The 14301-nt window shown below is 40.5% G+C and carries 12 protein-coding genes; 5 read left to right on the top strand and 7 right to left on the bottom strand.

Going from position 1 to position 14301, the window contains the following annotated elements; genetic code table 11:
- Nucleotides 1-40 precede the first annotated feature (40 nt).
- The 3 genes from MuYL_RS23360 to MuYL_RS21160 form a co-directional block, all read right to left on the bottom strand.
- On the bottom strand, nucleotides 41-202 hold the full coding sequence (locus MuYL_RS23360; protein ID WP_157741025.1) for a hypothetical protein: 162 nt from the start codon (nucleotides 200-202) through the stop codon (nucleotides 41-43).
- A gap of 27 nt (nucleotides 203-229) precedes the next feature.
- Entirely contained in the window at nucleotides 230-469 is a 240-nt protein-coding gene (locus tag MuYL_RS21165; protein ID WP_157741023.1) for a hypothetical protein, read from the bottom strand.
- Between the two features lie 148 nt (nucleotides 470-617).
- Nucleotides 618-1823: an MFS transporter gene (locus tag MuYL_RS21160; RefSeq protein ID WP_211710194.1), complete on the bottom strand. Its 1206-nt coding sequence runs from the start codon at nucleotides 1821-1823 to the stop codon at nucleotides 618-620.
- A gap of 763 nt (nucleotides 1824-2586) precedes the next feature.
- On the opposite strand from MuYL_RS21160, the gene MuYL_RS21155 reads away from it, so the two are divergent.
- A complete protein-coding gene (locus tag MuYL_RS21155) occupies nucleotides 2587-3882 on the top strand; it encodes a DUF885 domain-containing protein (RefSeq protein ID WP_094572444.1) in 1296 nt (431 codons plus the stop codon).
- Here the strand turns inward: MuYL_RS21155 and MuYL_RS21150 are convergent.
- The 4 genes from MuYL_RS21150 to mutL form a co-directional block, all read right to left on the bottom strand.
- Complete coding sequence (locus tag MuYL_RS21150; protein ID WP_094572443.1) at nucleotides 3879-4991, bottom strand: endonuclease/exonuclease/phosphatase family protein; 1113 nt, start codon at nucleotides 4989-4991, stop codon at nucleotides 3879-3881. The two genes, MuYL_RS21155 and MuYL_RS21150, sit on opposite strands and share 4 nt — an antisense overlap.
- Nucleotides 4981-5838, bottom strand: a complete 858-nt coding sequence (locus MuYL_RS21145; protein ID WP_094572442.1) for a rhomboid family protein — start codon at nucleotides 5836-5838, stop codon at nucleotides 4981-4983. Before MuYL_RS21145 ends, MuYL_RS21150 begins: the two co-directional genes overlap by 11 nt.
- Before the next feature lie 108 nt (nucleotides 5839-5946).
- Nucleotides 5947-6651: a rhomboid family intramembrane serine protease gene (locus MuYL_RS21140; RefSeq protein ID WP_094572441.1), complete on the bottom strand. Its 705-nt coding sequence runs from the start codon at nucleotides 6649-6651 to the stop codon at nucleotides 5947-5949.
- A gap of 27 nt (nucleotides 6652-6678) precedes the next feature.
- Nucleotides 6679-8529, bottom strand: coding sequence for a DNA mismatch repair endonuclease MutL (gene mutL / locus MuYL_RS21135; RefSeq protein ID WP_094572440.1), 1851 nt, complete (start codon nucleotides 8527-8529; stop codon nucleotides 6679-6681).
- 391 nt (nucleotides 8530-8920) lie between these two features.
- Between mutL and MuYL_RS21130 the strand changes: the two genes are divergently transcribed.
- The 4 genes from MuYL_RS21130 to MuYL_RS21115 all read left to right on the top strand — a co-directional run bounded on the left by MuYL_RS21130 (nucleotide 8921) and on the right by MuYL_RS21115 (nucleotide 14243).
- Nucleotides 8921-10552, top strand: a complete 1632-nt coding sequence (locus tag MuYL_RS21130; RefSeq protein WP_094572439.1) for an amidohydrolase — start codon at nucleotides 8921-8923, stop codon at nucleotides 10550-10552.
- Nucleotides 10539-12359 carry a serine hydrolase domain-containing protein gene (locus tag MuYL_RS21125; RefSeq protein ID WP_094572438.1) on the top strand — a complete coding sequence of 607 codons (1821 nt, stop codon included), beginning with the start codon at nucleotides 10539-10541 and terminating at the stop codon, nucleotides 12357-12359. The genes MuYL_RS21130 and MuYL_RS21125 overlap by 14 nt, the downstream gene beginning before the upstream one ends.
- 195 nt (nucleotides 12360-12554) lie before the next feature.
- Nucleotides 12555-13694 carry an N-acetyl-alpha-D-glucosaminyl L-malate synthase BshA gene (gene bshA, locus MuYL_RS21120; protein ID WP_094572437.1) on the top strand — a complete coding sequence of 380 codons (1140 nt, stop codon included), beginning with the start codon at nucleotides 12555-12557 and terminating at the stop codon, nucleotides 13692-13694.
- Nucleotides 13695-13754: 60 nt separating this feature from the next.
- On the top strand, nucleotides 13755-14243 hold the full coding sequence (locus tag MuYL_RS21115; RefSeq protein WP_094572436.1) for a hypothetical protein: 489 nt from the start codon (nucleotides 13755-13757) through the stop codon (nucleotides 14241-14243).
- Nucleotides 14244-14301 lie beyond the last annotated feature (58 nt).

Raw genomic sequence — 14301 nt, 5'->3', positions numbered from 1 at the left:
GTGATGTTACTGTTTTTAGTAGGTAGATAGTATATGATGGTCAGGCTACTGACAACGATTGTTGTGGTATAGCCTGTTTGTTGCTTGCTAAAAACGGATTTTTTGCCATAAATAATTTTAAGTCATGAGTCAAAATGCTCATTAATTCGTTGTCAAACTTTACCAATAATTTACTTGCGGCTGGTTTTTTTAAATTTTTCATAGGTGAGCTTATTTGGTAGTTAATAGTTTATTTAGTTTGTTTTTCAGTTTTGTCGTTTTGATTCTCTGTCAAGTTGTCTTTTCTTCTTTTCGCTTCCTTGTACTGTCTTAAAAGTTGCTCTTTGTCCCGCTCATCTGATGTGTTTGCAGGCTCAACAGGGTTTTCCCATTCTTTTTCGTTGCTTTCGCGCTGTTTGCTATCAAGTTCCATCCTGTATTGCATTTGATAGATAGTATTCCAAATTAATGCCAAAAAAGGATGGTGCATTTGCGATAAGTGCTTGTTGGATCAGATGAATTTTACAACTGTATGATAATCAGTGGTAAAGGGATTTTTAAACACTTGTTGACGGAAGTGGGTTTGCAATTATTGTATGGGTTTTTAGTACAGTAATCATAAACGGTAGTCAGAAAAACTATACAGTTGTAGTTTTTTGTATTGGTTTTGGATGATTGGCAAAATGGATAATAAGTGTAATAACTGATATGGTAATGCCCGTAATACATACGCCGTTCCACTGGTAACTTTTCCAGAGTTGTGTGGCAAAAAAGGTTCCTACAGATCCGCCAATAAAATAAGTAACCATATAAATGGTATTAATGCGGTTGCGTGCCTCGGGCTTTAGCGCGAAAATTATAGATTGATTAGAGATATGCGTTGCTTGTACGCCCATGTCCATTACAATTACACCTATTATTAAACCTATAATGCTATGCGCCGAAAAAATGAATATGATAAATGAGATCAGGATCAGTAATAATGTAAAGCCCGATAGTTTGTAGGCATCCATCCGGTCGCTCAACCTGCCCATTAATCCCGCTGCAATTGCGCCGAATGCGCCAACCAGGCCAAACTCGCCCGCTACGCTGCTGCCCATATCGAAATTTTGCTTTAATAAAAATACGATGGTTGTCCAGAACGCGCTGAAACAAGCAAAGCACAATGCGCCTCGGAGTGCTGCCAGGCGCAGTTTGGGTTCATGCCTGACAAGGTGCGCCAGTGATGCCATTAATTGCCGGTAGGTACCTTTGTAATCGGGTTCAACCTCCGGCAAAAACAAACCTACCATTGCCCACATCAGCAGCATTATACCAGCCGCAATATAGTATACGGCGCGCCAGCCAAAATATTCGCCAATGTAACCGCTAAACGTTCTTGACAAAAGAATTCCTATCAGCAAGCCACTCATAATAACGCCTATCTTTTTCCCGCGCTCGTTTGGTTTGGCCAGGTGCGCTGCCATCGGAACTAATATTTGAGGGATCATGGAAGTTGCGCCTATCAGGAAGCTGGCAATTATAAGTACATTAATTGATGCTGCTGTGGCAGTAAGCAATAACGAGGAAATAATAAAGGCAAACACAATCACCATTAATCGTTTTCGTTTTACCATATCTGCCAATGGAGCCAGGAAAAACAGGCCCGTAGCGTAACCTATTTGGGTAAGCACAGAAACCTGCCCGGCTTTTGCACGGGTAGTATGGTAAGTGCGGGCTATGTCCTCAAGCAGTGGCTGATTATAATATAAGTTAGCTACCACCAGGCCTGTTGCAATGGTCATTATCCACAACGTAAGGGGGGTTAGTTCAGGATGTTTTTTAATTGCTGCAGTGTTAGTCATAGGGTGTATTGAATTAACCGCAAAAGTGGTAAAGCATTTTTAAAATGATGTTTTATTTTCGCAATATTTTGCGGAACCGCTTTCATTAACTCCCACCTTCGGTTTTTTTTAATTCCTTTTTTGCTTTACAAAAATCTGAATTTATTAAAGAGCGGTTTTAGGTAAATTAAAAATTTAAGCTTTTTTTCTTAGGATATGGTTTTTTTTAAAATAAAACAAGATAGTGTTGATTTTATCATTATAATTTCTTTATTCAGTTGTATTTTTATTTGATAAGCCTATTTTTTTTAAAATCAATTGATTTTTTTGACTAATTTTTAATTTTTAATTGATTTTTATCAATATGACATGATATTTAAAGCTATTTTTTGTTATAAATCCTTTCATAATAGATTAATAAATATAATTTTTAATTTTTTTTTACAAATTGTTATATTTTTAACAAAATGTTTGTATTTTTGATAATCGAATAGGAGTAAATAACTTTTTTACAAATAAATTACAAAAAAAATTGATTTATATCAAAAGATAGTGTTACTTTTACACCATAAAAATATTAACAAAGTCTTCTCATAATTTAGGTTTATAATTGGTTAGTAAAGGCCCCTGCCCATCAGGGGCTTTACTTGTTTTAAAGGGTTTCTGTAATAGACTTGATTCGCTGGTTTAAATGGTAAAATAGGGTGTTGTCATCCGCCTTTTAATGTATTTTTAATTAATTATTTTTATTCTTAATAATTTGCAGAACGTATTTCATTATTTCATGAAGATTAGGCCAATTTTTCTTATCCCAATTTTGCTTTGTTTAACCGGTTTTAAAAGCGGCGAAACCTTTGATGCTTTCGCTGATAAGTTTGTGAGCGGTTATAAAGAACTCAAAATTCCGCAACTGGAGCTGAGTTATGTGAATATGCTGAAACAAATAAAACCGGCAGATCAAATTAAAAAACAGATAAATTTTTTTGAATCGATCAGGTCAGAACAAAAACAAATAGCCGTAACCAGTTTAAGCAGCAGTCAAAAAAAGGATTATGAACTGATAGCGTATGAAACCGAACTGAATTTGGAAAGGCTTGCGCTTGAAAAACAATGGAATGCAGCCGGGATAAAGGAAGTTCCGGCTACCGGGCTGTACACCATTCCTAACGGCAAAGCCTGGTATTCCTACTTTTTAAAGAACTGGCTAAGCGCAAATGTTACTCCTGATGAAATTTATCAATTCGGGTTAGCGGAAGTAAAAAGGGTGCAAGCGCAAATAAGTGTCATCCAAAAACAAAGCGGGATGGACGACGATGCTTTTTATAAGCATTTAAATGACTCGTCTTTTTTTATAGTTGATGCCAGGGTGGTGATGGTGCACTTTGAACAGACAAGAGCAGTTGTGTACAACCACCTTCATTACTTATTTAACGAACATAACATCCCTCCTGTAAGAATTGAAAAAGGTGCTAACGAAGCGATGGCCCAGGTGCCCGGATATTATGATGAAAACGTATTTTATTACAATCAATTTAACAAACCTTATAATACAAGGCAAATCGGATGGCTTTTTATTCATGAAGCGGTACCCGGGCATCATTATAAAGCGTCCATAAACGCTTCCTTAAAACAATCAAAAGTACAGCAACTATTTTATTACATGGGGCTGGAAGAAGGCTGGGGTGCTTATTGCGAAGAGTTGGGCAAAGATCTGGGAGTTTATAAAACACCGTATGATGAGCTTGGTAAATGGGAATGGGATCTGGTGAGATCAGTGCGGGTGCCTATGGACATTGGACTGAACTATTATGGCTGGACTGATGAGCAGGCACTTGCCTTCTGGAAAAAAAACATCAAAAATCAGGATGATATAGCCATGCGCGAAATTGCAAGGGTAAAACGTTGGCCGGCTCAATGCATTACCTATAAATATGGTGCCGACCAGATTATACAATGGAAACAATTGCTACAAAAAAGGGAAGGTAATAAGTTTAACATCAAAAATTTTCACGACCAGATTCTTAATCTCGGTTCGCTGCCAGTATTTATGGCGAAGGAAAGTGTGCTGAATAACGGCTAACGTAATACCAAATCGCTCTTAACCGGGTAATGGTCTGAAAGTTTTTTTTCAATGATCTGGTAGCTGCGGACATCAAATTGCGGGCTCGCCATAATATAGTCTATCTGGTAGTTGGGGAAATCGCCATTGTAGGTGCGGCCAAAACCCGCTCCTCCTTCCCGAAAGGCATTCTTTATTCCTTTTGCCATTTGATTAACAGCGTATGAGGCAGGAGTGTCATTAAAATCGCCGGAAATAATATAAGGGTAAGGGCACTGCGCTGCATGTTCTTTTATTTTTTTTACCTGGTCACTGCGTTTTATGAATGCGGTTTTTAATTTACTTCCCAATCTGCGGGCCGATGACCCATCTGTCTTACTGCCTTGTTTGGCTATACTATTCAGGTACTTATAATCTTCATTATCAAAGCGAATGGATTGCAGGTGCACGCTGTAAACCCTGAACTGTATATCGCCTTTTTTTATATCAATATAAAGACACGCATTTTCACCCATTTTATTGGCAAACGGAACAAACCCGTGCGCCACGATGGGAAACTTTGAAAAAATAGCGATCCCGATTGCCTCCTGAGTGTTGGCCACGGCGGGTTCAAAATAATACCAGGTGGTTCCCATTATCCTTAGGATGGAGTCGCGCATATCATACTGGCCTGCCTTGCGCGTGTAAAACTCCTGTATCCCTATTACATCCGGCTGGCTTTCATTAATTACCTGCAGGATCTCGTGCTTGGTTGAGATATCGTTATTCGCACCATAACGTTTAAAATTATGGACGTTATACGTCATCATATTTATCACTGTTTGATTTGGCCCGTTGGAGTAGGATGAGGGGCCATGCAACTGGAAGTTATTAAGCAATACACTATAACCTATCGCGATACATAAAACCGAAACAATAAAATACCAGTTTTTTCGCAGGATCCAGTAAATTATAAATATCAGGCTGCCTAACAACAGCGGAGGATAAGCAAGGCCAAAAAAAGCAACCACCCAAAAAGTTTTAGGGTCAACAACGGGAGCGAGGTAGCTGATCAGTAACGCAAGGCACAGCAGGCAGTTTAGCCAAAGGATTATTTTATCAAAAAGATTTAGTTTTCTTTTACCCTTCATTATTGCTCGCCCGGAATAATGTTTCTCTTTCCTGTTTATTCAGGCTGTCATATCCCGATTGTGAAATTTTATCTAATATAAGGTCTATTTCTTCTTGTCGCGGCTTTCCGGTTGATTTTCCTGAAGAATTTTTTGAGACTACTTTTAATTTGGATTTAGGCTTAAATAAGTTTGTGATTCCCGCAATCCAGTCGTTGCCTTTTTGCACCTGCTTAATATAAATAAATCCCATCAGAGCGCCCCCAAGGTGAGCCAGTTCGCCGCCGGCATTAGGTCCCACTATTCCAAAAAAGTCAATGATGATAATGAAGAGGGCTATCCATTTTAATTTAACCGGGCCAATTAAGATCAGGGAGATCGTATAATCAGGCAGCAAAGTAGCTGTGCCGATTATAATGGCCATTACACTTGCTGATGCGCCTACCAATGGAACGCTTTGATTGGCAAATAACGGAACCGTGTTATAGCATAATACAAACAGGAAAGCACCTGCCAGGCCACCCATGAGGTAAAGGCCAACAGTGCGCTTTTTACCCAGGTATTCTTCAAATATCTGCCCAAACCAGTAAAGCCACAGCATGTTGAACAGGATATGAAAAATTCCCGCATGCATAAACATGTACGTTAGCGGTGTCCAGAAATGGGTAAGCAGCGTGTGTAAATTGGAGGGTAATAAAAGATACTCCGTGCTGTAAAAATCAATAATGCCGGTTTTGAAAAAAAACTTTCCTAAGGTATCAGCAATATTAATCAGCAAAAAAACAAATACATTAATACCGATAAGCAGGTTTAGTTTACTGTCTGATCGCAGTACTTTGTATTGTATGTTTTGCCAGAGCGTGCTCATGATATTGATGCTTTATTAGCTGATAACTTTTATTCCTTAAAAAAGTTGTTGCCTGTTTCCTATTTTACAATTTACAAACAGTACCAGACATTATTTGCCCGGCTGTAATTATTGAATCCGCTGTAACCCCCAGGTTTTTATGAGGATAAAACCGAGCAGTGCACCACCCAGGTGTGCAAAGTGGGCCACCGAATCGCCGGCGTACTGACTAAAGCCGAGATAAAGCTCAATCAAAATATAAACTACTATCAGGTATTTTGCCTTTATAGGTACAGGTACAAACAACATCATTAACTCCATATTGGGAAAAAGCATCCCAAAAGCCACCAGCAGTCCGAATATTGCACCTGACGCGCCTACCACCGGTCCAAAATAAATCGCTTTTAATTTTTCCGGAACAGATGGGTCTGCAATACTGAAAGGCGGTACCGTAAAGGCACCGGTCATGGCGTGTACTTCTAGCGCTTGCACAACCATCTGTAAAATAATAGCACCGATTCCACAAATTAAATAAAGGTTCAGAAAACGTTTCGGACCAATAGAATATTCCAATATCGGGCCGAATGAAAAAAGGGCAAACATGTTAAACAAAATGTGCTGCCAGCCCCCATGTAAAAACATGTAGGTGAGTATTTGCCATACTCTGAAAAAGGGTGAGTTAAAATAAAACGCGCCAAAGTTTTTTACAACCAGTTCACTATAATTTGCATCACTCATGAGTACGAATGGTAAAAAGCAAATAAGGTTAATGATCAGCAGGTTTTTTACAACCGGTGTTAAATTAGCGAAGGGTGATTGCCTGTATGCGCTCATAGTTATAAATTATACCGCCTTCTGCGGTTATTTTTCAAATCGTTCTAAAAGTTCGTTCAGTGTAAAAGTAGTAATTACCAGCTTACCATTCAGTGCAAGATTTGGCATCTGGCAGGCAAAAAGCTGGTCTATCAATATATTCATTTCTTCTAATGACATCTTTACGCCCGCTTTTGTTGCAGCATTTCGTGCCAAACTCCTCGCCAGGCTGTCGCGCTTGTCCAGCTTTAATATCGACTGGTTATTTTTAAATCCTTCCAGTAATTGTTCCAATATTTCATGTTCCGAGGCATTGTTCAAATCAGCGGGGATACCTTCAATCACTACCGTATTTTTGCCAAATTCCCTGATGTCAAATCCCAGCGCACGAATATCGGGTAAAAGTTCTTTTAATAACTCAAAATCGCTGCTATTTAATGTAACCGATTGCGGGAACAGGCTTTGCTGGCTAATCCCGGAATGATTTTGCAGTTGTTGCAAAAAGCGTTCGTATAAAATCCGCTCATGAGCCGCCTGCTGATGAATCAACATAAATCCTGATTTTATCTGCGAAAGTATAAACCTGTTTTGAATCTGGAAAAGCTGCCGCTCGCTTGGCTTGTTTACTTCGTGTTCATCAACAGCAATGGTTTTTTCTTCATGCATCTCCTGCTGTATGCTGCTCTCCCTTTTGCTGATCTCATAAAGCGTATCCCAGTTTTTTGGAATGGGTGAGCTGCGGTAGTCGCCGCTGCTGCGCAAAGCAGGCGCTTCCCTGTCGTTATAAGTGTTGAACGGATTAAAATCAGGGTTAAAAGAAATTGTTGGCGCAACAATTTCTTCCAACGGTTTAAGCGTAACCAGGTGTTCAATGCTGTTCTCCTGGTCAAAATCCAAACTGGGTGTAATATTATACCGACCCAATGAACGCTTTACTGCCGATCGGATGATAGCATATATCGTCTGTTCGTCCTGGTATTTTATTTCTGTTTTTGTAGGATGAACATTGATGTCAATTTTAGCGGGGTCAATTTCAATAAACAGCACATACAGCGGAAAAGTATCTTCCGGTAACAGTTCTTTAAACGCCATCAGCACCGCATGATTCAAATAAGCGTCTTTTATAAAACGGTGGTTTACAAAAAAGAATTGTTCTCCGCGCGTCCTTTTGGCAAATTCCGGCTTGCCTACAAAGCCCTGCAGCTTAACCACCGTAGTATCTTCTTCTACCGGTACCAGGCGTTCATTGTAATTATTGCCGAACAAGTGGATGATGCGTTGCTTTAACGTTGTAGCAGGTAAATGATAAACTTCCTGTCCATTATGATGCAGGGTGAAAAATACCTGCGGGTTAGCCAGCGCTATGCGTTGCAGTTCATCAATAATATACCGCATTTCTACCGCGTTGCTTTTTAAAAAGTTGCGGCGGGCGGGGGTATTGTAAAATAAATTTTTGATGGATATGGAGGTACCCGGGTTGGCAGAGCACGCTTCCTGGCTTACTACCTCCGATCCTTCGATAAAAATACAAGTACCCAGTTCGTCTTCTATCCTGCGGGTTTTTAGCTCAACCTGTGCAATTGCGGCTATTGACGCCATGGCCTCGCCGCGGAAACCCATTGTACGGATGGCAAAAAGATCTTCCGCCTTACGGATCTTCGAGGTAGCGTGCCGCTCAAAGCACATGCGTGCATCGGTAACGCTCATGCCACAACCGTTGTCTATAATCTGGATTAGTGATTTTCCCGCTTCTTTTACTATAAGTTGGATCTTGTCTGCCCCTGCGTCTATCGAATTCTCTATAAGTTCTTTTACCGCCGATGCCGGCCTTTGCACTACTTCGCCTGCGGCTATCTGGTTGGCAACGGAATCTGGTAAAAGCTGTATGATGTCTGACATTTTGTAAAAATTCCCTTCAATTGCGTTTTCGATGCTAAATTAAATATTTGATGGCATAACTCAAGATATTACTCGCTTCGCCTAAAACAAATCATCGCGTTCAATCAATTTATATACCAAACGATTTATAATGGAAAAATGTGCAGTATTGACAGGATAAGTGAAATCTGCGAATAATATTAACGCCATTACTTCAGTATAAATTTAAAGGTAGGGTTTACTTTCTCACCAGGCTCTCCTACTGCTTTTTTCCATGAACACAGAGGGGCTTAGATAGTGACAGCTTCTCTGTCGGCTAAAAAGATCAAATTAATTATTTTCCCGCATAACTTTCTGCATTTGATTTTGTATATACTTTTGTAGCTTACAATTTTTAATGCAAACATATCCTATGAAGAAATTTTTGCCCGTTCTGTTATTGCTGGCAATGGCTTGTAAACAAAAGGAATACAATGCCGACCTGCTGGTAAAAAATGCCCTGGTTTATACCGTGGACAGTAAATTTAGTACTGCGGAGGCTTTTGTGGTAAACGCCGGAAAAATTATAGCGGTAGGCAATGCGGATACTTTGCAGGAAAAATATAAAGCTCGCCAGGTAGTTGATGCCGGTGGCAAACCGGTATATCCGGGTTTTATTGATGCACATGCACACTTTTATGAATATGGCCTGGGCTTGCAGGAGGCCGACCTGGATACCACAAAAAGCTGGCAGGAGGTGATAGATTCTGTGCGGTCATTCGCTGCTAAAAACCCTGAAGGCTGGATAGTTGGCCGCGGTTGGGATCAAAATAAATGGAAAGTAAAACAATTTCCGGATAAGGCTAAGCTGGATTCGTTATTTCCTGCGCGTCCGGTGATATTAAGCCGGATTGACGGTCATGCCGTTATGGTTAACCAGGCCGCATTGAATATAGCAGGCGTTAAGCCGGGGCAAACTATTATAGGGGGCAAAATTGAAACAATAAACGGCAAACTTACGGGATTAATGATTGATAATGCGCAAGGTATTATTACCCGCAAAATACCGCCGCCTACAGAGCAGGTCACTCAGTCAGCCTTTTTAGGCGCACAAAAAAACTGTTTCGCAGTGGGCTTAACCACTGTTGACGATTGCGGCCTGCCATTTACCATGGTAAACACCATTGCATCGTTACAGCACAAGGGTGCATTAAAAATGCGCATGTACGTGATGCTTTCAGATGCCGAAGAAAATTATGAATACCTGTTTAAACGGGGCGCTTACAAAACGCCATCGCTTAATGTGCGCGCTTTCAAGGTTTATGCTGATGGTGCACTTGGATCGCGCGGAGCATGCCTGTTGCAGCCTTATGCCGACCAAAAGAACTGGCGCGGCTTTTTATTGAGTCAGCCAAAGCATTTTGAAGAAGTTGCAAAAAAAATAGCTGATCATGGTTTCCAGATGTGTACCCATGCCATTGGCGATTCAGCAAACAGGGTGATCTTAAAGATCTACGCAAGCGTATTAAAGGGTAAAAATGATAAACGCTGGCGAATTGAACACTCACAGATTGTAGCACCGGAAGATGTTAAGTACTTTGGCGATTATAATATTGTACCATCTGTACAGCCAACCCATGCTACGTCAGATATGAATTGGGCAGTTACCCGTCTCGGGAAGGCTCGTTTAAAAACAGCGTATGCTTACAAGCAATTGCTTAACCAAAATGGCTGGCTGCCGCTGGGTACAGATTTTCCAGTTGAAAATATTAACCCAATGTACACGTTTTACGCAGCAGTTGAGCGCAAGGACCTGAAAGGCATGCCTGAGGACGGGTTCCAGATGGAAAATGCAATAAGCCGCAAACAAGCACTGCAGGGCATAACCATCTGGGCGGCAAAAGCAAATTTTGAAGAAAAAGAAAAGGGAAGTATTGAACCCGGAAAATATGCCGATTTTGTAGTATTGGATAATGATATTATGAAGGCAAAAGGGTCAGTATTACCTAATATTAAAGTTTTAAAAACATTTATAAACGGAGAACAGGTGTATGAGAAAAAATAAATGGCGGTTATACCCATTAATAGTTTTAGCAGGATTTGTATTATTTAACTCGGCCTGCGCACAAAATCCGCCATTCACGGGACTTGCATATGTAAATGAAGAAAAGTTGGTTGAAAAATCGACAGTACTATTAAATAATTCATCTTACCTGATTCCGTTGCAAAACCTGGATGAACAAAAAATTGCCAGTGTTCATTTCGCAAATTTGTATGCCGCCGGGTTCGATAGTCTTTTAAACAAGTATGCCAAAGTAGCGATATATAAAGGTGGTGATTACACCGGTTTAAAAAATTTGGACGATCTTTCATCAGATCTGAAGTTTTATAATACGCTGGTGGTGCAGCTAAACGATGTAGACTTAAATAATCCGCAGATCATCGACTTTATCAATAGCAATAAAAGGGTCAAAAATGTGGTGGTTGCTTTATTCGGCAGCAGGAATAGTCTGGCAAAATTAACAAATGTAACCGCCCCCGTTATTTGGTGTGAACGTGTATCGCCTGTTTCTGCCTTTTACAGTGCGCAAGCTATTTTCGGCGGTGTTGCCGTAACACAAAAATTAAGCCGTGATATCTCTCCCATATATAAAGCGGGGATGGGTTTTGTAACGGTAAAGAACCGCCTAACCTATACGGTGCCCGAAGAGGTGGGTATAAAGTCGGAAAATCTGATTGGGATTGATAATATAGCAAGCGAGGCCATGCTAAACCAGGCGACGCCCGGCTGTGTTGTTTTGGTAGCAAAAGATGGCAAAGTGATATTTAACAAAGCTTACGGCTACCACACCTACAGCAAAACACTGCCTGATAAACTGACTGATATTTTTGACGTGGCCTCAATGACCAAAATCTCGGCAACTACTATGGAAGCCATGATGCTAACTGATCAGGGTAAAATGAACGTTGATTCTACCGTTGGTTATTATCTGCCCTTAGCCCGAAAAACCAATAAAAATGATATTAAGGTGCGTGAGGTACTGGAGCACCAGGCGGGCCTTATTCCTGATATCCCTACTTTTGATAAAATAAAAGCTACAGATCATTCAACTGATTCATCAGCTTTTTTCCCCACCAAGGTAAATGATAATTATTTTTTACGGAAGGACTATTTTAAAGAGGTGATGTGGCCCGAAATGTTAAACTCACCCCTCAGAACGCGTGGACAATACGTTTACAGTGATTTGAGTATGTGTTTTATGCAACAAATTGAAGAAACACTTACTGCAACTCCGCTTAATGTATTTGTTCAGGAAGAACTTTACCGGCCACTTGGGATGCAAACTGCAGGCTTTTTGCCACTTTATCGTTTTACACCTGATCAGATCCCGCCAACAGAAGATGATAAAAAGGACCGCCATGCATTGCTTGATGGTTATGTGCATGATCCTACTGCTGCTTTAATGGGAGGTGTGGCCGGGCATGCCGGCTTGTTTGCCAGTGCAAATGACCTGGCTATTTTATACCAGATGATGCTTAACCGCGGAACCTACGGAGGTGTTCAATATATAAAACCCGAAACGATAGATCAATTTACTGCAAAACAGTCGGCAGTGAGCAGGCGGGGTTTAGGGTTTGACAGATGGGACCCGGTATCAGACCGGCATTATCCTTCGCAAATGGCATCGCCGGAAACGTATGGGCATACGGGCTTTACCGGAACTTGTGTATGGGTTGACCCTAAGTATAACCTGGTTTACATATTTTTATCAAACCGTGTGCATCCTAATGTAAGCAGCAAGCTATCCAGCCTGAACATAAGGCCCAGAATTCAGGATGTGGTTTACCAGGCGATACAAAAAGGAATGTAAAGGAAAGTGATTTGGATATTATATTTCAAACTTAGCCCGGAAATCGAATATCCGAAATCCCAAATCAAGACAAATCATTTTACATCCGGGTAACACTATTCCCATAAATTGCTGTTAAACTTGTAGTAGTGAATTAGCTTCGGTAAAAAACGTAAATTTACGCTAAAGCAGGTTCATCTCATTTAAAAAACATCAATGAAAATTGGAATAGTTTGTTACCCAACCTTTGGTGGGAGCGGGGTTGTAGCCACTGAGCTGGGCAAAGCCCTGGCCGACCGTGGTCACCAGGTTCATTTTGTAACCTATAACCAGCCCGCAAGGCTGGACCTGTTCTCCGAAAATCTTTTTTATCACGAAGTATCCGTATCTAACTATCCGCTTTTTGATTTTCCGCCTTATGAGCTTGCACTGGCTAGCCGGCTGGTTGATGTGGTTAGGTTTGAAAAGCTGGATATTTTGCACGTACATTATGCTATTCCGCATGCCTCGGCTGCCTTTATGGCCAAGCAGATCCTGATGACCTATGGCATCTATATCCCCGTGGTTACTACGCTGCACGGTACTGATATTACGCTGGTAGGCAAAGATCGTACCTTTAAACCGGTGGTTACTTTCTCTATTAATAAATCGGATGGCGTTACCGCGGTCTCCGAGCATTTAAGGAACGATACCTATAATTTTTTTGAAATAGAGAACGATATTAGGGTAATCCCCAACTTTATTGATCTGAAGCGGTTTAACCTGAAAGCTAAGGATCACTTTAAAAAGGCAATTGCGCCATCGGGCGAAAAGATAATTGTGCACACTTCAAATTTTAGGAAGGTAAAGCGTACGCATGACGTAATCAGGATCTTTGCTAAAATAGTTGAAAAGATCCCGTCAAAGCTGCTGATGGTTGGCGATGGCGTTGAACGTTCCTATTGTGAACAGCTTGCCCGTGACCTTAACGTTTGTGACGAAGTACGGTTTCTGGGTAAACAAGATGCTATAGAAGAAATACTTTCAGTGTCAGATCTGTTCCTGATGCCTTCGGAATCAGAAAGCTTTGGTTTGGCGGCGCTGGAAGCTATGGCTTGCAAAGTTCCGGTTGTTAGCTCAAATGCCGGCGGCTTGCCCGAGTTGAATGTTGACGGAGAGACAGGCTTTTTAAAAGATGTTGGCGATGTTGCAGGAATGGCCGAAAAATCAATCTATATATTAGAGGATGCAGAAAGGTTGCAAACTTTTAAAGACAACGCCCTGGCACGCGCCAAAGTATTTGACCTGGCCAACATACTTCCTATCTATGAAAATTATTATCTCGAGGTTTTAGAAAAGGTGAAACAACAGGCTTAAAACTATGAGTTTTATTAATTTGGCAGGATTTATGCTTAGGCATGTTAAATAAACAAAGTCATGAAAAAATTAATCCAATTTACTTTTACAGTTTTAGCCTTTACTGTTGTATTATCAGCTTGTTCATCATCTAAAAACGCTGTAACAGGCGCCAGTAATGTTTCCCGTGGTAAATTTACCGGTACCTGGACCATAAATAATGTTAGTTATGACGGTATAGTGCAGCAAGCCGTTCAAAATGTATTTGACCAGGCCCCGCCGCAGGATTTTGTTGGTAGTACCTGGAAACTTACTAATAGTGGTAATGGTATTTATACTTTACAAAATGGTACATCTCAAACTATATTCTGGTCAGTAAATAATAATTCGGGCAGTAACCAATTGTTTCAGTTTAAAAAACTTTTTGAAGGCGATAAAGCACAAAAAGTAACTGAAGGCTATCAGATGGTTGTAGCTGCTAATGATGGTAACAGTATGACTTTAAAATCACCTGTTACTATAGCTAATAAAACTGCTTATATTATTTACTCGTTTACAAAAACAAAGTAATACGTAAATTAATAAAACTAAAAATGTCGGCGGATGTCATCTCCTCCGACATTTTTTT

Origin of the sequence: Mucilaginibacter xinganensis, from assembly GCF_002257585.1 — a bacterium.
Taxonomy (GTDB): domain Bacteria; phylum Bacteroidota; class Bacteroidia; order Sphingobacteriales; family Sphingobacteriaceae; genus Mucilaginibacter; species Mucilaginibacter xinganensis.
This window is presented reverse-complemented; position numbering and strand designations above follow the sequence as displayed.

Excerpts from the sequence above, each read along its gene's own strand:
- MuYL_RS23360 (WP_157741025.1), bottom strand. The coding sequence starts at position 202 with ATGAAAAATTTAAAAAAACCAGCCGCAAGTAAATTATTGGTAAAGTTT.
- MuYL_RS21165 (WP_157741023.1), bottom strand. The coding sequence starts at position 469 with ATGCACCATCCTTTTTTGGCATTAATTTGGAATACTATCTATCAAATG.
- MuYL_RS21160 (WP_211710194.1), bottom strand. The coding sequence starts at position 1,823 with ATGACTAACACTGCAGCAATTAAAAAACATCCTGAACTAACCCCCCTT.
- MuYL_RS21155 (WP_094572444.1), top strand. The coding sequence starts at position 2,587 with ATGAAGATTAGGCCAATTTTTCTTATCCCAATTTTGCTTTGTTTAACC.
- MuYL_RS21150 (WP_094572443.1), bottom strand. The coding sequence starts at position 4,991 with ATGAAGGGTAAAAGAAAACTAAATCTTTTTGATAAAATAATCCTTTGG.
- MuYL_RS21145 (WP_094572442.1), bottom strand. The coding sequence starts at position 5,838 with ATGAGCACGCTCTGGCAAAACATACAATACAAAGTACTGCGATCAGAC.
- MuYL_RS21140 (WP_094572441.1), bottom strand. The coding sequence starts at position 6,651 with ATGAGCGCATACAGGCAATCACCCTTCGCTAATTTAACACCGGTTGTA.
- mutL (WP_094572440.1), bottom strand. The coding sequence starts at position 8,529 with ATGTCAGACATCATACAGCTTTTACCAGATTCCGTTGCCAACCAGATA.
- MuYL_RS21130 (WP_094572439.1), top strand. The coding sequence starts at position 8,921 with ATGAAGAAATTTTTGCCCGTTCTGTTATTGCTGGCAATGGCTTGTAAA.
- MuYL_RS21125 (WP_094572438.1), top strand. The coding sequence starts at position 10,539 with ATGAGAAAAAATAAATGGCGGTTATACCCATTAATAGTTTTAGCAGGA.
- bshA (WP_094572437.1), top strand. The coding sequence starts at position 12,555 with ATGAAAATTGGAATAGTTTGTTACCCAACCTTTGGTGGGAGCGGGGTT.
- MuYL_RS21115 (WP_094572436.1), top strand. The coding sequence starts at position 13,755 with ATGAAAAAATTAATCCAATTTACTTTTACAGTTTTAGCCTTTACTGTT.